Below are 16,448 nucleotides of genomic sequence, written 5' to 3'. Positions count from 1 at the left end.
GGCGCGACACCACCGTGCGCTGAACCGTCGTCCGTCCTTCCGTGCCAGGATCGACGGTGCGATGACTGCCATGACTGCGACACAGACGCCCCCCGCCTCCCTCCACTCTCCCGTCATCGGGTGGTTCGACCAGCACGCCCGCGATCTGCCCTGGCGCCGCCCCGAAGCGGGCGCCTGGGGTGTGATGGTGAGCGAGTTCATGCTGCAGCAGACCCCCGTGAGCCGGGTCCTCCCGGTCTACGAGCAGTGGCTGGCCCGCTGGCCCCGCCCCGCCGACCTGGCCGCCGAACCGCCCGGCGAGGCGGTCCGCGCCTGGGGCCGGCTCGGCTACCCCCGCCGGGCGCTCCGCCTGCACGGCGCCGCGCAGGCCATAACGGAACGGCACGGCGGCGACGTACCGAGCGAGCACGGTCAGCTGCTCGCCCTGCCCGGCATCGGCGAGTACACCGCGGCGGCCGTGGCCTCGTTCGCGTACGGGCAGCGTCACGCCGTGCTCGACACCAACGTCCGCCGGGTGTTCGCCCGCGCCGCGACCGGGATCCAGTACCCGCCGAACGCGACCACCGCCGCCGAGCGCAAGCTCGCCCGCGCGCTCCTGCCCGACGAGGACGAGCGGGCGGCCCGCTGGGCCGCCGCGACGATGGAACTCGGCGCCCTCGTCTGCACCGCCAAGAACGAGGACTGCAACCGGTGCCCGATCTCCGGGCAGTGCGCCTGGCTGCTGGCCGGAAAGCCCGCCCACCAGGGGCCCCCGCGCCGCGGCCAGACCTATGCCGGCACCGACCGGCAGGTGCGCGGACGGCTGCTCGCCGTGTTGCGCGACGCCATGACACCGGTGCCGCAGTCTGCGCTGGACGCGGTGTGGGACGAACCGGTGCAGCGCGCCCGCGCACTGGACGGCCTGGTCGCCGACGGCCTGGTCGAACCGCTGGCCGGCGGGCAGTACCGGCTGCCGCTGAGCTGAGTTCCGTACCCGCCCCGCTCCCCCGCTGTTACACAACCGATGGACAGCCGTGCGTCGGTGTATGGCTGCTCCGCACAACCCCGTGACAACCGCTCCGTAGCGTCTTCTCCGTCAGCCCGACCGAACGATGGCTGACGGCGGAACCACGGGGATCCACGGGGACGGAGGCGGTTGGAATGGCGCACGGCGAGGTGCTCGAATTCGAGGACTACGTACGCACTCGGCACGACGCGCTGCTGCGCAGCGCGCGACGGCTGGTACCCGACCCTGTGGATGCGCAGGACCTGCTCCAGACCGCCCTGGCCCGTACGTACGGCCGCTGGGACGGCATCGCTGACAAGTCGCTGGCCGACGCCTACCTGCGCCGCGTCATGATCAACACCCGTACCGAGTGGTGGCGGGCGCGCAAGCTGGACGAGGTTCCCACCGAGCAGCTGCCCGACGCGAGTGTCGAGGACGGCACCGAGCAGCGCGCCGACCGCGCCCTGCTGATGGACGTGCTGGGCGTGCTGGCTCCCAAGCAGCGCAGCGTCGTCGTGCTGCGACACTGGGAGCAGATGAGTACGGAGGAGACGGCCGCCGCGCTCGGTATGTCGGCCGGTACGGTGAAGAGCACGCTGCACCGTGCGCTGGCACGGCTGCGCCAGGAGCTGGAGAGCCGTGAGGCGGCGGGCCGGGAGACCGTGCTCGCCGAGCAGCGGCGCCCGGCGGCCGGCCGTGCTCGGGCGCGTGCAGGCAGGCATATGGACGAACGGGGGCGGGAGCGTTGCGCGGCCTGACAGCCAGCGGCGACGGCGACGACCGTGACGGTGGAAGAGACGGCGGTGGCCGCGAGGCCACTGTCCGGCGTGGCCGGATCCTGACCGGCTGGGCGGCGAGCGCCACGACCCTGGTCGGCCTCGCCGCCTTCGGGCTGCTCACCGTCAGCTGCTCGACCGGCGGTACCGGCACCCGGGACGAGGGACCGGCCGGCACCCAGCCCGTCGCCCAGGTCACGCCCAGCGGCGAGCCGTCATCCTCCGCGAGGCCCGCCACGCGGATCGACCCGGTGTCGCTACTCAAGCACGACCCCGAGGTCAGCGAGCGGGTCCGGACGGACCTGAAGCCCTGCACCGGCTCCGAGTACCCGGTGGACACCTCGTACGGCACCATGACCGGCGGCCCGGCCGCCGATGTCGTGGTGAACGTGATGACCTGCGCCGATTCGGTGGGCGTCGGCACCTATGTGTACCGCCGGCAGGGCAACGGCTCGTACGAGAACGTGTTCGCCATCGAGCAGCCCGCCGTTTACGGCACGATCGACCGCGGGGACCTGGTGGTGACGACCCAGGTGTACGAGAAGAGGGACTCGGTCGCGTACCCCTCCGGCGAGGAAGTGATCACCTACCGCTGGGCGGGCAACCGGTTCAGCGAGCACGACCGGGTGCACAACGACTTCAACCGAGCCGTCGGCAGCGGCGGGGCGGTCCTTCCGGCTCCGGACGCCGAGCCGCCGGGGAACTGAGAGCATTCCGATGGCCGAGACCCACGTCCTGTTCGTCGAGGACGACGACGTCATCCGCGAAGCCACCCAGCTGGCGCTGGAGCGCGACGGCTTCGCGGTCACCGCCATGCCCGACGGCCTGTCGGGCCTGGAGGCGTTCCGGGCCGACCGCCCCGACATCGCCCTGCTCGACGTGATGGTGCCGGGGCTCGACGGGGTCAGCCTCTGCCGCCGGATCCGCGACGAGTCGACGGTGCCCGTGATCATGCTGTCGGCCCGTGCGGACTCGATCGACGTGGTGCTCGGCCTGGAGGCCGGCGCGGACGACTACGTCACCAAGCCCTTCGACGGGGCGGTCCTGGTCGCCCGGATCCGTGCCGTGCTGCGCCGCTTCGGCCATGCCACGGGCGGGCAGACGATCGGGGAGCCGGAGCCACAGGCCGTCGGCGGGGTGCTGGTCTTCGGCGATCTGGAGGTCGACACGGAGGGCATGGCGGTCCACCGCGCCGGCGAGCAGGTGGCACTGACCCCGACCGAGATGCGGCTGCTGCTGGAGTTCTCCGCGGCGCCCGGCACGGTGCTCTCCCGCGACAAGCTCCTGGAGCGGGTCTGGGACTACGGATGGGGCGGTGACACCCGGGTCGTGGATGTCCATGTGCAGCGACTGCGCACCAAGATCGGCCAGGACCGGATCGAGACGGTCCGCGGCTTCGGCTACAAACTCAGGCCATGAAGCGGCCCGCCCTGCGGACGGGAGTCCGCTGGAAGATCAGCATCGCGATCGCGGCGGTCGGCGCGCTGACCGCGGTCGCGCTCAGCTTCGTCGTCCACAACGCCGCCCAGGTCTCGATGCTGGAGAACGCCCGCGAGGTCCAGCTGGAGCGGCTGACGTACGCGCAGCTGCTGTACGAGGCGACGAAGACGAAGAAGGCCGACCCCCGGTTCGGCGCCAAGCTCAACGACCCGACGATGCCGCGCAGCCTGCGCGCGGAGACCGGCCGGAACCGGCGCGCCACCCATGTCGAGGTGTCCGCGAAGGGGGTACCCGATGTGTGGGCGGCGGTGCCGGTCGGCAAGGGCGACGTGCTCTCGCTGCACACCCGGTTCGCGGGCCGCAACTCCACGATCATGCGCGATCTCGACCGGGCGCTGATCATCGGCTCGGTCTCGGTGGTGTTCGGCGGCTGTGCGCTGGGCGTGCTGATCGGCGGCCAGCTGTCGCGCCGGCTGCGCAAGGCGGCGGCCGCGGCGGGCCGGGTGGCGCAGGGCAATACGGAGGTGCGGGTCAGGGAGGCCGTGGGCGGTGTCGTCCGGGACGAGACCGATGAGCTGGCCGGTGCGGTGGACGCGCTGACGGACGCGTTGAACGCGCGGATCGAGGCGGAGCGCCGGGTCACCGCGGACATCGCGCACGAGCTGCGTACGCCGGTGACCGGTCTGCTGACGGCGGCCGAGCTGCTGCCGCCGGGCCGCCCCACCGAGCTGGTACGGGACCGGGCGCAGGCGATGCGCACGCTCGTCGAGGACGTGCTGGAGGTGGCCCGGCTGGACAGTGCCTCGGAGCGGGCCGAGCTCCAGGAGATCGCGCTGGGCGAGTTCGTCAGCCGGCGGATCGCGTTGCTGGACCCGGATGTGCGGGTGCGGGTCGTCCACGAGTCCCGGGTCAACACCGATCCGCGCCGGCTGGAGCGCATCCTCGGCAATCTGCTGGGCAACGCCGCCAAGCACGGCTCCACTCCGGTGGAGGTCACGGTCGAGGGCCGGGTGGTGCGGATCCGCGACCACGGTTCCGGCTTCCCTGCGGCGCTGTTGCGGGAGGGGCCGAGCCGGTTCCGTACCGGAAGCAGTGACCGGGCAGGACGCGGGCACGGGCTGGGGCTGACCATCGCCGCCGGTCAGGCGCGGGTCCTCGGTGCCCGGCTGACCTTCCGCAACGCGGCGCCGGAAGGGGCGGCGCAGGGCACGGGCGGGGCGATCGCGGTGCTGTGGCTGCCCGAGCACGCGCCGACCGACACCGGCAGCTTCCCGCTCCTCCCGCTGTCCGAGCAGCGCGGCCCGGACGGCGGGGCGGCGCGGACCGCGCGGGGCGCGGAGTCCGGCGGCTGAGCTCTGTTCCGGATACGAAGGAGGCTCCCGGGGCGCGCCCCGGGAGCCTCCTTCGTGCACCGCTCAGGATCAGACGGCCTCGGCCTGCTTGGTGGCCGGGCCCGCCCCGCGCAGCGGCACCTCCTTGACGAAGACCGAGGCGAACAGGGCGGCCAGCGCGACCACGGCGCCCACCAGGAACGCGATGTGCGTACCGGACGACACCGCGAACTGGTACGCCTCGCGCGCCGCCTCCGGCAGCTTCGCCAGGCTCGCCGCGTCCAGCTGCGCGGACTTCGATGTGGCCGCCCCGCCGCCGCGGGCGACCATCTCGTCCTGCACCCGGCCGGTGAACAGCGCGCCCATGATCGCGACGCCGAAGGAGCTGCCGAGCGTACGGAAGAGGGTCGTCGCGGAGGAGGCGACGCCCATGTCCTTCATCTCGACGCTGTTCTGCGCGACGAGCATCGTGATCTGCATCAGGAAGCCCATGCCCGCGCCGAGCACCGCCATGTAGAGGCCGGAGGTGAACCGCGTGGTGTCGACGTCCATCTGCGAGAGCAGGAACAGACCGGTCACCATCAGTACGGAGCCCACCACGGGGAAGACCTTGTACTTGCCGGTGCTGGTGGTGACCCGGCCCGCGACCAGCGAGACGACCATCATCGACAGCAGCATCGGCAGGAGCAGCAGACCCGAGTTGGTCGCCGAGGCGCCCTGGACGGACTGCTGGTACAGGGGCAGGAAGAGCACCGCGCCGAACATCACGAAGCCCGACATGAAGCCGACCACGGACATCAGGGTGAAGTTGCGGTTGCGGAAGATATGCAGCGGAATGATCGGTTCTGCTGCCTTCGTCTCGACGAAGAGGAAGCCGACGAGCGAGGCGACACCGATCGCGGAGAGCTCCATGATTACGGCGGAGTCCCAGTCGTACTCCGTACCGCCCCAGGTGGTCACCAGCACGATCGCGGTGATGCCGAGGGTCAGCAGCCCCGCGCCGAGGTAGTCGACCCTGGCCCGTGCGCCCTCCTTCTTCGGCAGGTGCAGCACGACGGTAACCATGGCGAGGGCGACCGCACCCAGCGGCAGGTTGATGTAGAAGCTCCAGCGCCAGCCGAGGTGGTCGGTGATGGTGCCGCCGACCAGCGGTCCGCCGATCATGGCGATGGCCATGACACCGGCCATCATCCCCTGGTACTTGCCGCGCTCGCGGGGCGGGACCAGGTCGCCGATGATCGCCATGACGCCGACCATCAGGCCGCCCGCGCCGAGCCCCTGGACCGCCCGGAAGCCGATCAGCTGGCCCATGTCCTGGGCCATTCCGCTCAGCACCGAGCCGATCAGGAAGATCACGATGGACGTGAGGAAGATGCCCTTGCGCCCGTACATGTCGCCGAGCTTGCCCCAGATGGGGGTGGAGGCCGCGGTGGCCAGGGTGTACGCGGTGACGACCCAGGACAGATGCTCCAGACCGCCGAGGTCACCGACGATGGTCGGCATGGCCGTACCGACGATCAGGTTGTCCAGCATGGCCAGCAGCATCGTGATCATCAGGGCGAGCATCACCACCCGGACGCTGCGCTGCTGCGTCTGCGGTATCCCGGCCGGACGGTCGGCGACGGCCGCCTTCCCGCCGGCCGCCTTCTTCAGATCGGACATTGGTCCCCACTCCCCTGATCCCCTGTTGGTCCCTTGCGCGAGCCAGGCACTTACTTGCCGCCCGGCTAGTAACTACACTGGGGAAAGTAGACCCCCAACTAGCCGGGCGTCAAGTAAGTTTCCAGCAAAGGAGAGCTTCATGGGGAGCACGCCGCAGCAGCGCCGTGGCAACACGCGCCAGCGCATTCAGGACGTCGCTCTGGAGCTCTTCGCCGAACAGGGCTACGAGAAGACCTCACTCCGCGAGATCTCCGAGCGCCTGGACGTCACCAAGGCCGCGCTGTACTACCACTTCAAGACCAAGGAAGACATCCTGGTCAGCATCTTCGAGGACCTCAACCGCCCGGTCGAGGAGCTGCTCGCCTGGGGCAAGGAGCAGCCGCGCACGCTGGAGACGAAGAAGGAGCTCCTGCGCCGCTACAGCGAGGCCCTGACCGCCGCCGCCCCGCTGTTCCGCTTCATGCAGGAGAACCAGGCGGCCGTGAGGGACCTGAGCATCGGGGTGACCATCAAGGAGCGCGTCGTCGCCCTGGTCGATCTGCTCCAGGAACCCGGCGCCCCGCTGACCGACCAGGTGCGCTGCTTCACCGCGCTCTTCGCGACGCACGCGGGCATGTTCGCCCTCAAGGACCTCGAAGGCGACCCCGAGGAGAAGCGCAAGGCCGTCCTCGAAGTCGCCTTCGAACTGATCACCCGGGCACACGGCCAGGGGGAGACCGCGGAGTAGCGGTACCGTCGCGGTCGTAACCGTCCCGGTCGCAACCCGTCCGGGTCGCCGCCGACCCGGTCCCTGTTGCCCCGGTCGTAACCGTCGCGGTCGGGTCAGACCGTGACGCCCTGCTTGTGCAGGAAGCCGACCGGGTTGACCGCGGAGCCGTAGTCGGCGGTGTGCCGGATCTCGAAGTGCAGGTGCGGGCCGCTGGAGTTGCCGGTGTTGCCGGAGAGCGCGATGGTCTCGCCCGTCTTCACGGCCTCGCCGATCCGCACCTGGATCTGCGACAGGTGGGCGTACTGCGAGTACGTACCGTTGGCGTGCTTGATCACGACGGCGTTGCCGTACGCGGGACCGTCGCCGCCGCCGTTGGGGCCGGCCTTCACGACGGTGCCGCTGTGCGCGGCCTCGACCTTGGTGCCGATCGGCACGGCGAAGTCCTGGCCGGAGTGCTTGTGGGCCCAGCGGCTGCCGTCGTTGCCGAAGCTCGCGCTCAGCTCGTAGCGGCCGACCGGGGTCTCCCAGCCGTGCGCCTTCTTCAGCGCGGCCTTCTTCGCCGCGGCGGCCTTCTTGACCGCCGCCGCCTTCTTGGCAGCGACCTGCTCGGCGACCTTGCCCTGTACGGCAGCCTGCTCGGCGACCGATTCGGCCGTGCCGCTGTCGATCAGCTTCACGGAGTCCGGGGCACCCGCCGAGCCGGCCGCGAACGCAGCGCCCACACCGAGAACCATCGACGTCCCCAGGCCGGCTGCCACCACGGCGCCACGGACACGGGACACGGACGGGCGGCGGGAGTGCTGGAACGAAACGCGCTTCGACATAAGCGGAGAACCTCCGGAGATGACTGGACCCGGCGCTCCGGCCGGGCTGGCCATTCCTTGGTAACCCGCACCCCGGCAATTGCTCAAACACCCCATCTACGAACAAAAGCCGTAGCCGACGCCCCGGGAATTCACCGCCGCAGGTTTGAAACGAGACGCACCCGAACCCGCCAAAACTCTGGTTCCGGACAGGTTTAACCCCAGTTCCAAACCGCCCTAAACGGACAGATCGCAGCGATTCGGGCCTCCGTTCATCCGGCCCCGAACGCCCCCTCCACCACAGGGCCGAAGGTCCCCGCAGCGATCACGGCGCCCCCTCCTACCGCCCCTAGTAGGCCCGGAACGGGCTGTGCGCCTTGTCACCGCCGGTGGGCCCGAAGGCTGTCCGTTTCGGGACCTTCGGCCTGCGCGCTGACTAGGCTGATACGACGACGATGGGCCGACTCCGGGGGACATGCCATGGCCAGCGACGCCGCAGACACCAGCGACATGGACGGCATCGAGCTCGCCGATGCCGTCGAGTCGATCCGCAACCAGCTCATCGACGCCGCGGGCCGCGCCACCGGCCGCCCCGTGGCCTTCGAGGTCGGCGACATCCAGATGGAGTTCGCCCTCGAACTCCGCAAGGAGATCAAGGGCGGGAGCAAGGTCAAGGCCTGGGTGGTCGAGGCGGGCGCCGACGCCTCCCGTGCGACCGGCCGCACCCACAAGGTCGCGTTCACCCTGAAACCGCGCGACGCCACGACCGGCGGGCCCTGGCAGATCGGCAACGACGACCGGGGCAGCACGGCACACTTCGGCGGCGGAACGGCACAGCCGTGAGCACTGCGCCGCCCACCGCACCCGCGGCACGCACGGTCGTCGTCCTCGGCGCCGGATCCGTCCAGGGCAGCGGCGTCCTGCTCACCCACCGGCTCGTGCTGACCTGCGCCCATGTGGTCAAGGGCGGCAGCCAGGCCACCATCGCCCACCCGGAGCGGGCGGACCACGCCACCGCGACGATCGCCTGGATCGACCACGACCTCGACGCCGCCCTCCTGCTGGCCCACACCCCGATCGTCCCCGTCGCTCCCGTGCGGCTCGGCATCCTCCACTCCGAGCACGCGGTCCCCGGATGCGAGATCACCGGCTTCCCCGACATCCAGCGGTACGGCCCCGAGGGGCATCTGGAGACCGACCAGTACACGGCCACCGCCCTGCCGGTGGCCGGACAGCTGCGCGGGCTGCTGGTCTGCGAGCTGGACGGCCCACCGCCTCCCGGCGACGACTCGGGGCCCCCGTCACTGCGCGGCATGTCAGGCGGCCCGGTCTTCGCCGGGAACGTCCTCATCGGCATCGCCCGGCAGATCCCCCGGCAGCGCGGCGGCCGGCGCGTGGAGTGCGTACCGCTCGCCCCGCTCATCCGCTCGCACCCGTTCGAACTGGTCTACCGGCAGACCGCCACGGCGCTGCGCCACGAGCGGGTCCATGGCCGCTTCCCCAGGGACGCGCGGTACGAGGAGGAGTACGCGGCGGCGCTCGGGGCCGCGTACCGCCGCACGAAGATCTTCGGCCTCGACGAGCTGGGCCGGCGCGACTCCGAATGGGACCTGGACACCGCGTACCTGAGCCTGGAGGCCCAGCAGAACGCCGGGGAAGCGGGTCCACCGCCGCAGCGGATCGACGCACTGCTCCCCGACCGCCCCCGGGTCCTGCTGCGCGGCGACGCGGGCGCCGGCAAGACCACGCTGCTGTGGTGGCTGGCCGCCCACGCCTCGGCCGGCACGCTGGGCCCGCAGCTGGCCCCGCTCAACGGCCTGGTCCCGTTCGTCGTGCCGCTGCGCACCCTGCGCGCCCAGGGCGGTACGTTCCCCGCCCCCGCCCAGCTGCCGGACGCGGCCCGGCTAGTGATCGACGCGGCCCCCGAGGGCTGGGTCGGCCGGGTCCTGGAGTCCGGCCGTGCGCTGCTGCTGGTCGACGGCCTGGACGAGGTCCCGCGCGACGACCGCGAGCAGGCCCACGAGTGGCTGTCCCGCCTCCTGGACCGGTACCCGGACATCCGCTGCGTGGCCACGGTGCGCCCGCTGGCCGTCGAGCCGGGCTGGCTGAGGTCCCAGGACTTCGAGGAGCTGTGGCTGCTGCCGATGCGGGACGGGGACATCGAGGCCTTCGTCGCCGCCTGGCACCGGGCCGCCCGGCTGGACGACGACGACCACGAGACGCTCGGCATGCTGGAAAGGGACCTGATCCAGCAGTTCGCCCAGAACCGGACCCTGCGCAACCTGGCCCGTACGCCGCTGCTCTGCGCGGTGATCTGCGCCCTGCACCGCCGCCGCCAGGGCATCCTGCCGGAGACCCGCTGGAGCCTGTACGACTCGGCCCTCACCATGCTGCTCGGCGACCGCGACAAGCAGCGCAGGATCGAGGCCCCCGAGGGCATCACGATGAGCGTGGAGGAGCAGGCCCAGCTGCTCCAGCGCATCGCGATCTGGCTGGTGCGGGGCGGCCAGTCGGAGCTCCACCGCTCAGCGGCACTGCACCAGCTGGAACGCGCCCTGCCGGGCATGGAACGGCTGCGCGCCCAAGGCTCGGCCGAGGAGATCCTGACCCATCTGCTGAACCGCAGCGGCGTCCTCCAGGAACGTACCGACGACGTCTACCAGTTCGCCCACCGCACCTTCCAGGACTTCCTCGCCGCGAAGGAGTTCGTCGAGGGCGACCAGCTGAACGAACTGCTCGGCCGGGCGGGCACACAGAACTGGTACGACGTCATCCGGCTGTCGGCCGGCCACTGCGGGCGCCGCGAACACCCCGTACTGGTCAATGGACTGCTGGACGCACAGCCCGGCCCCGGCGACACCGTCACCCGCAACGAGATCGTCGTCCTGGCCGCGCTCTGCGCACAGCACGCGACCTGGCTGGACGAGACGACACGGGACAGGGTCCGCTCGGCCGTCGGGGCGCTGTTCCCGCCGAGGAACGACAAGGACGTACGGCTGCTCGCCCACCTCGGTCCGGCCGCTCTGGAGTTCCTGCCCGACCCGGCCCACGCGCCCACCAAGGAGCAGGCCCGCCCCTGCGTCGATCTGATCAACGAGATCGGCGGGGCGGAGGCCGTACCGCACGCCCGCCGCTGGGCACTCGCACACCCTGAGCTCAGCTACCTGTTCAGGGTGGACTGGGACAGGTACCCGGTGGAGAAGTACGCCCGGCAGGTCCTCGCCCAGCTGGATCACCACACACTGAACATCGACTCCCCGGAGAAGCTGGCAGCGCTGCGCCACCTGCCGGCCGCCGCGGACCTGCAGATCATCGGGTGCTTCGGCTCGGCCGAACTCCACGCCGCTCTGCGCGACAGGCCCTGGAACGATCTGATCTTCCGGCAGAACCCCTGCATGACGGACCTGTCGTTCCTGGCGGACTGCGCCGAGCGACTCAAGACCCTGTCCCTGACCATCTGTCCGGCCGTACGGGACCTCGGCCCGCTCACCGGACTCCATGCGCTGAAGATGGTCGCGCTGGACATGAACCACATCCCCCACAACGCGCTGGCCGCCACGGCTTCGAGGGAACTGAGCCGCCTGCGGCTCAGCCACGTGACGGCCGAGCGGCTGACCCTGTTGCCCACCCACCCCGAACTGCGCTCACTGGCCATCGACGGGACGGGCTCGCTGGAGATCGACTCGCTCGACGGCTGGACGCGCCTGCAGCAGCTCGAACTGGAAACCCTCACCCCGGTCCGGCCACTGCTCGCCGCTCTCCGGAGGGCGCCACAGGTAACCCATGTCGCCCTGATCCTGGCGTCCCTGACGGAGTTCGGCGACGAACAGCCCGTTCCTTCCGTCAGGGATCTGCTACTCCGCCCCGGCGCCGACGCGCTCGGGCTCGAAACGATCCCCCGGGTCTTCCCCGCGCTGGAGTGGCTGGTGCTCACTCCGCCCCTGCATGCCAGGCACGTCGACCTGTCCCCGTTGCAGGCGATGCCCGAGTGCCGGGTGACCGTCACGGGTCACGCGGCGATCAGGGGCGGCGAGGGCCTCGACGTAAGCCGCTGACCGCACGCCGAAAGGGGCTGCCCCGGACCGTTTCGCACGGTTCCGGGGCAGCCCCTTCTACTTCTCTGCTCAGGCGCTCGGGGGCGTCCTCACACGTCCTTCGACATGTTCGGGCCCGCGCCGCCTGCCGCCTGCTCGATCGGGGGGACGTCGGGCAGTGCCGACTTCTCCTCGCCGCGGAAGGTGAAGGCCTTCTCCTCACCCTCGCCCTCGGTGCCGACGACCACGATGTGACCGGGGCGCAGCTCACCGAAGAGGATCTTCTCGGAGAGGATGTCCTCGATCTCGCGCTGGATCGTCCGGCGCAGCGGCCGGGCGCCCATCACGGGGTCGTAGCCCTTCTTCGCCAGGAGCGACTTGGCTTCCGAGCTGAGCTCGATGCCCATGTCGCGGTCCTTCAGGCGCTCGTCCACCTTGGCGATCATGAGGTCGACGATCTGGATGATGTCTTCCTCGGTGAGCTGGTGGAAGACGACCGTGTCGTCGACACGGTTGAGGAACTCGGGCCGGAAGTGCTGCTTGAGCTCCTCGTTGACCTTGTTCTTCATCCGCTCGTAGCCGGTCTTGACGTCGCCCTGGGCGGCGAAGCCCAGGTTGAAGCCCTTCGAGATGTCCCGCGTCCCGAGGTTGGTCGTCATGATGATGACCGTGTTCTTGAAGTCCACGACCCGGCCCTGGGAGTCGGTCAGGCGACCGTCTTCCAGAATCTGGAGCAGGGAATTGAAGATATCGGGGTGGGCCTTCTCGACCTCGTCGAAGAGGACGACGGAGAACGGCTTGCGGCGCACCTTCTCGGTGAGCTGACCGCCCTCTTCGTAACCCACGTAACCGGGGGGAGAACCGAAGAGACGGGAAACCGTGTGCTTCTCGCTGAACTCCGACATGTCGAGGGAAATCAGCGCGTCCTCGTCGCCGAAGAGGAATTCGGCGAGCGTCTTGGAGAGCTCCGTCTTACCGACACCGGACGGGCCGGCGAAGATGAACGAGCCACCGGGGCGCTTCGGGTCCTTCAGACCGGCTCGCGTACGGCGGATCGCCTGCGAGAGGGCCTTGATGGCGTCCTTCTGCCCGATGACGCGCTTGTGGAGCTCGTCCTCCATGCGCAGCAGGCGGGAGGACTCCTCCTCCGTCAGCTTGAAGACCGGGATGCCGGTCGCGGTGGCCAGGACCTCGGCGATGAGCTCGCCGTCGACCTCGGCCACGACGTCCATGTCGCCGGCCTTCCACTCCTTCTCGCGCTTGGTCTTCGCGGCGAGGAGCTGCTTCTCCTTGTCGCGCAGGGACGCGGCCTTCTCGAAGTCCTGCGAGTCGATCGCGGACTCCTTGTCGCGGCGGACGCCCGCGATCTTCTCGTCGAACTCGCGGAGGTCCGGCGGCGCGGTCATCCGGCGGATGCGCATCCGGGATCCGGCCTCGTCGATCAGGTCGATCGCCTTGTCCGGCAGGAAGCGGTCCGAGATGTACCGGTCGGCCAGCGTCGCGGCCTGGACCAGCGCCTCGTCCGTGATGGAGACGCGGTGGTGGGCCTCGTAGCGGTCGCGCAGACCCTTGAGGATCTCGATGGTGTGCGGCAGCGACGGCTCCGCGACCTGGATGGGCTGGAAGCGGCGCTCCAGCGCGGCGTCCTTCTCCAGGTGCTTGCGGTACTCGTCGAGCGTCGTGGCACCGATGGTCTGGAGCTCACCGCGGGCCAGCATCGGCTTGAGGATGCTGGCGGCGTCGATCGCGCCCTCGGCGGCACCCGCACCCACGAGGGTGTGGAGCTCGTCGATGAACAGGATGATGTCGCCGCGGGTGCGGATCTCCTTGAGGACCTTCTTCAGGCGCTCCTCGAAGTCACCGCGGTAGCGGGAGCCGGCGACGAGCGCGCCGAGGTCCAGGGTGTAGAGGTGCTTGTCCTTGAGGGTCTCGGGCACCTCGCCCTTGACGATGGCCTGCGCCAGTCCCTCGACGACCGCCGTCTTGCCGACGCCGGGCTCGCCGATGAGAACCGGGTTGTTCTTGGTACGGCGGGAAAGCACCTGCATGACCCGCTCGATCTCCTTCTCGCGCCCGATGACCGGGTCGAGCTTGGATTCGCGAGCGGCCTGGGTGAGATTCCGGCCGAACTGGTCGAGCACCAGGGACGTGGAGGGCGTGCCTTCCGCGGGGCCACCCGCCGTCGCCGCCTCCTTGCTGCCCGAGTAACCGGAGAGCAGCTGGATGACCTGCTGCCGCACCCGGTTCAGGTCGGCGCCGAGCTTCACGAGGACCTGGGCGGCGACGCCCTCGCCCTCGCGGATCAGGCCGAGCAGGATGTGCTCGGTGCCGATGTAGTTGTGGCCGAGCTGAAGGGCCTCGCGGAGCGACAGCTCCAGGACCTTCTTGGCCCGGGGCGTGAAGGGGATGTGCCCGGACGGGGCCTGCTGGCCCTGGCCGATGATCTCCTCCACCTGCTGGCGGACCGCCTCGAGCGAAATCCCGAGGCTCTCCAGGGCCTTAGCGGCGACACCCTCACCCTCGTGGATAAGGCCCAGGAGGATGTGCTCGGTGCCGATGTAGTTGTGGTTGAGCATCCGGGCTTCTTCCTGAGCCAGGACGACAACCCGCCGCGCGCGGTCGGTGAACCTCTCGAACATCGTTAATCGCTCCTCAGAGCGGTCAGGCAGTAAGGGGTCGGTCCCCTCCCTGTCCTTCCGCAGCTTAGTCCCGCAAGCGGGGACCGCTCATTCCAACTGCCGACACCGTCCTTGGCCTCCTGCCCCGAACGCTGACAACTTCTCCAACCCGATGGTGCGAGACGATGTTCCCGCAGGCCAGGCAGATACCCCTTTCGCCAGTACGCCGACGGCGAACGTGAGACGCCCGAACCTGCGTGTCGCCCCTCCCCACTAGGGATGTCTTACCCGCAATTACAGACAGTCCATGCGGCGCGCGCCGGTTCCCTCCGCTACGGGCGAACATATTGGCGCTCGCGAATACGCCCCTACGCCCCCATCCTGGACACATTGCGCATCCGCTCGCGGACTCTGCGTAACCCCGGGGGCGTCCGGGCCGTTCTTCCGGGCATGGCCATCACCGTCCCGCCTCCCGCGCCATCGGTCACCGGCAAGCGGAAGAGCGGCGACTGCGCCCGCTGGGCGCAGTGGTACGAACGCGAGCTCGGCTGGGCGACGGCGGGCACCGCACCGGTGCGGCTGCTGACCGGGCTGCGGTTCGACGTGCTCCAGGTTCCCGCGGCCGCCGGTCACGCGGCGCTGCGGCGGCTGGACCGCACCGGGCCCGTGGCGCTGTCGGGTGCGCGGATGAGCCTGCTGGTCGCGGTGGGGAGCGCGGACGAGCTGCCCGGACTGCTCGACTGGCTGGAGTGGGGAGGCGTCGCCCTCTCACTGACCGCCATCGGCGCGGGCGGCCGGATCACCGCGCCGGTACCGCCGGGGCGGATGGCGGGCCGGCCGGGGACCGCTGCATGGCTGCGGCCCCCCGGGCTACGGCACGAGGAAGGGTCGGATCTCCCGGCCCTCACCGGCCTCGGGAGCAGGGGTGGGGGTGCTCCCGATCTCGTACGGCTGGTGGACGCGGTGGCGACGGAATGCCACCGGGCCCGGTTGATGCGTGCCCGAACGGGGCCGTCGACGGGTGGGTCGACAGCTCAGCCGTTGGCCTTCTCGTAGGCTTCGCGGATCTCCGCGGGCACACGGCCACGGTCATTCACATTGTGGCCGTTCTCGCGGGCCCACTTACGGATCTCGGCGGTGTCCTTGTTGCCGCCCGTAACGGCGCGGCCCTTGCCACGGCCGGACGCCGCGCGGCCACCCGTACGCCGGCCACCCTTGGTGTACGGCTCAAGAAGACCACGGAGCTTGTCCGCGTTGCTCGTCGTGAGGTCAATCTCGTACGTCTTGCCATCGAGAGCGAACGTGACCGTCTCGTCCGCCTCGCCGCCGTCGAGGTCATCGACAAGAAGGACCTGAACCTTCTGTGCCACTGGATTCCCTTTCATCGAAAATGCAGTACGCGGAAAGGAAACCGCTTTTCCCCGGAAAACACAAACCCCCGGGAGAGGTTCAGGATCGCGGGAAGACGGGAAACGTGCGCGATTCGGACATAGGGTTCCGGCTTCTTGTGGCGGTAGCAGATGGCGCTCACAGATGCAGAAGCATCCGGCTGTTGCCCAAGGTGTTCGGCTTCACTCGTTCGAGACCCAGGAACTCTGCCACACCCTCGTCATAGGAACGCAGCAGCTCGCTGTAGACATCTCCGTCGACCGGTGTCTCTCCGATCTCCACGAAGCCGTGCTTCGCGAAGAAGTCGACTTCGAAGGTGAGGCAGAAAACCCGTCGCACACCCAGCCATCGGGCGGTCTGCAGCAACTTGTCCAGCACTTGATGGCCGACTCCGCCGCCCCTGATGCTGTGGTCGACGGCGAGAGTACGCACTTCGGCGAGGTCTTCCCACATCACGTGCAGTGCGCCGCAGCCGATGACCCGGGCGTCCTCGTCGCGTTCCGCGATCCAGAACTCCTGGATGTCCTCGTAAAGCGTGACGGTCGCTTTGTCGAGCAGGATGCCTTCACGTACGTACCCGTCGAGGAGACGGCGGACCGATGCCACATCGCTGGTCCTGGCGCGTCGGACTGTGATGGCCGTATTTATGGCTGGCGGTTCGGTACGGGAATCGGCTTGCGGAAGCTCTGAGGACATACCCC

The 16,448-nt window shown here is 69.9% G+C and carries 14 protein-coding genes; 9 read left to right on the top strand and 5 right to left on the bottom strand.

Annotated elements, in window-relative coordinates; all coding sequences use genetic code 11:
• Window positions 1-61: 61 nt before the first annotated feature.
• The 5 genes from ACFYY7_RS30455 to cseC all read left to right on the top strand — a co-directional run bounded on the left by ACFYY7_RS30455 (window position 62) and on the right by cseC (window position 4,553).
• On the top strand, window positions 62-964 hold the full coding sequence (locus tag ACFYY7_RS30455) for an A/G-specific adenine glycosylase (protein WP_266731933.1): 903 nt from the start codon (window positions 62-64) through the stop codon (window positions 962-964).
• 176 nt (window positions 965-1,140) lie between these two features.
• Window positions 1,141-1,743: a SigE family RNA polymerase sigma factor gene (locus tag ACFYY7_RS30450; protein ID WP_388666579.1), complete on the top strand. Its 603-nt coding sequence runs from the start codon at window positions 1,141-1,143 to the stop codon at window positions 1,741-1,743.
• The gene (locus tag ACFYY7_RS30445; protein ID WP_388666576.1) at window positions 1,731-2,468 is read left to right on the top strand and encodes a hypothetical protein; all 738 of its coding nucleotides are present in this window, start codon (window positions 1,731-1,733) and stop codon (window positions 2,466-2,468) included. The genes ACFYY7_RS30450 and ACFYY7_RS30445 overlap by 13 nt, the downstream gene beginning before the upstream one ends.
• 10 nt (window positions 2,469-2,478) lie before the next feature.
• Window positions 2,479-3,180, top strand: a complete 702-nt coding sequence (gene cseB, locus ACFYY7_RS30440) for a two-component system response regulator CseB (RefSeq protein ID WP_388666573.1) — start codon at window positions 2,479-2,481, stop codon at window positions 3,178-3,180.
• Window positions 3,177-4,553 (top strand): two-component system sensor histidine kinase CseC, encoded by a 1,377-nt coding sequence (gene cseC / locus ACFYY7_RS30435; protein ID WP_388666570.1) that lies wholly within the window; start codon window positions 3,177-3,179, stop codon window positions 4,551-4,553. Before cseB ends, cseC begins: the two co-directional genes overlap by 4 nt.
• Window positions 4,554-4,622: 69 nt before the next feature.
• Here cseC and ACFYY7_RS30430 read toward each other — a convergent pair whose 3' ends face one another.
• Entirely contained in the window at window positions 4,623-6,194 is a 1,572-nt protein-coding gene (locus tag ACFYY7_RS30430) for an MDR family MFS transporter (protein ID WP_388666567.1), read from the bottom strand.
• Window positions 6,195-6,333: 139 nt separating this feature from the next.
• On the opposite strand from ACFYY7_RS30430, the gene ACFYY7_RS30425 reads away from it, so the two are divergent.
• Complete coding sequence (locus ACFYY7_RS30425) at window positions 6,334-6,921, top strand: TetR/AcrR family transcriptional regulator (RefSeq protein WP_383712148.1); 588 nt, start codon at window positions 6,334-6,336, stop codon at window positions 6,919-6,921.
• 95 nt (window positions 6,922-7,016) lie between these two features.
• On the opposite strand, the gene ACFYY7_RS30420 is transcribed toward ACFYY7_RS30425, so the two are convergent.
• The gene (locus ACFYY7_RS30420) at window positions 7,017-7,727 is read right to left on the bottom strand and encodes a M23 family metallopeptidase (protein ID WP_388666564.1); all 711 of its coding nucleotides are present in this window, start codon (window positions 7,725-7,727) and stop codon (window positions 7,017-7,019) included.
• A 459-nt stretch (window positions 7,728-8,186) separates the two neighbouring features.
• On the opposite strand from ACFYY7_RS30420, the gene ACFYY7_RS30415 reads away from it, so the two are divergent.
• Both ACFYY7_RS30415 and ACFYY7_RS30410 read left to right on the top strand, forming a co-directional pair.
• A complete protein-coding gene (locus ACFYY7_RS30415; RefSeq protein WP_388666561.1) occupies window positions 8,187-8,549 on the top strand; it encodes a trypco2 family protein in 363 nt (120 codons plus the stop codon).
• Window positions 8,546-11,761, top strand: a complete 3,216-nt coding sequence (locus ACFYY7_RS30410) for an NACHT domain-containing protein (RefSeq protein ID WP_388666558.1) — start codon at window positions 8,546-8,548, stop codon at window positions 11,759-11,761. Before ACFYY7_RS30415 ends, ACFYY7_RS30410 begins: the two co-directional genes overlap by 4 nt.
• Window positions 11,762-11,850: 89 nt before the next feature.
• On the opposite strand, the gene ACFYY7_RS30405 is transcribed toward ACFYY7_RS30410, so the two are convergent.
• Window positions 11,851-14,379, bottom strand: a complete 2,529-nt coding sequence (locus tag ACFYY7_RS30405) for an ATP-dependent Clp protease ATP-binding subunit (protein WP_388666555.1) — start codon at window positions 14,377-14,379, stop codon at window positions 11,851-11,853.
• 429 nt (window positions 14,380-14,808) lie between these two features.
• On the opposite strand from ACFYY7_RS30405, the gene ACFYY7_RS30400 reads away from it, so the two are divergent.
• Window positions 14,809-15,414: an SCO3374 family protein gene (locus ACFYY7_RS30400; RefSeq protein WP_388666552.1), complete on the top strand. Its 606-nt coding sequence runs from the start codon at window positions 14,809-14,811 to the stop codon at window positions 15,412-15,414.
• Here ACFYY7_RS30400 and ACFYY7_RS30395 read toward each other — a convergent pair.
• Both ACFYY7_RS30395 and ACFYY7_RS30390 read right to left on the bottom strand, forming a co-directional pair.
• Window positions 15,393-15,728 (bottom strand): Lsr2 family protein, encoded by a 336-nt coding sequence (locus ACFYY7_RS30395; RefSeq protein ID WP_072487060.1) that lies wholly within the window; start codon window positions 15,726-15,728, stop codon window positions 15,393-15,395. The genes ACFYY7_RS30400 and ACFYY7_RS30395 overlap by 22 nt on opposite strands.
• 157 nt (window positions 15,729-15,885) lie before the next feature.
• Window positions 15,886-16,443, bottom strand: a complete 558-nt coding sequence (locus ACFYY7_RS30390; RefSeq protein WP_388666549.1) for an amino-acid N-acetyltransferase — start codon at window positions 16,441-16,443, stop codon at window positions 15,886-15,888.
• Window positions 16,444-16,448 lie beyond the last annotated feature (5 nt).

It is taken from the genome of Streptomyces sp. NPDC001933, from assembly GCF_042890955.1.
Lineage (GTDB): Bacteria > Actinomycetota > Actinomycetes > Streptomycetales > Streptomycetaceae > Streptomyces.
The sequence above is the reverse complement of the archived record's forward strand: the minus strand, read 5'-3'. Positions and strand labels throughout refer to the sequence as shown.

Bases quoted from the DNA above. Each gene is read 5' to 3' on its own strand.
- ACFYY7_RS30430 (WP_388666567.1), bottom strand. From the start codon at position 6,194: ATGTCCGATCTGAAGAAGGCGGCCGGCGGGAAGGCGGCCGTCGCCGAC.
- ACFYY7_RS30450 (WP_388666579.1), top strand. From the start codon at position 1,141: ATGGCGCACGGCGAGGTGCTCGAATTCGAGGACTACGTACGCACTCGG.
- ACFYY7_RS30415 (WP_388666561.1), top strand. From the start codon at position 8,187: ATGGCCAGCGACGCCGCAGACACCAGCGACATGGACGGCATCGAGCTC.
- ACFYY7_RS30420 (WP_388666564.1), bottom strand. From the start codon at position 7,727: ATGTCGAAGCGCGTTTCGTTCCAGCACTCCCGCCGCCCGTCCGTGTCC.
- cseB (WP_388666573.1), top strand. From the start codon at position 2,479: ATGGCCGAGACCCACGTCCTGTTCGTCGAGGACGACGACGTCATCCGC.
- ACFYY7_RS30390 (WP_388666549.1), bottom strand. From the start codon at position 16,443: ATGTCCTCAGAGCTTCCGCAAGCCGATTCCCGTACCGAACCGCCAGCC.
- ACFYY7_RS30400 (WP_388666552.1), top strand. From the start codon at position 14,809: ATGGCCATCACCGTCCCGCCTCCCGCGCCATCGGTCACCGGCAAGCGG.
- ACFYY7_RS30425 (WP_383712148.1), top strand. From the start codon at position 6,334: ATGGGGAGCACGCCGCAGCAGCGCCGTGGCAACACGCGCCAGCGCATT.
- ACFYY7_RS30405 (WP_388666555.1), bottom strand. From the start codon at position 14,379: ATGTTCGAGAGGTTCACCGACCGCGCGCGGCGGGTTGTCGTCCTGGCT.
- ACFYY7_RS30455 (WP_266731933.1), top strand. From the start codon at position 62: ATGACTGCCATGACTGCGACACAGACGCCCCCCGCCTCCCTCCACTCT.
- cseC (WP_388666570.1), top strand. From the start codon at position 3,177: ATGAAGCGGCCCGCCCTGCGGACGGGAGTCCGCTGGAAGATCAGCATC.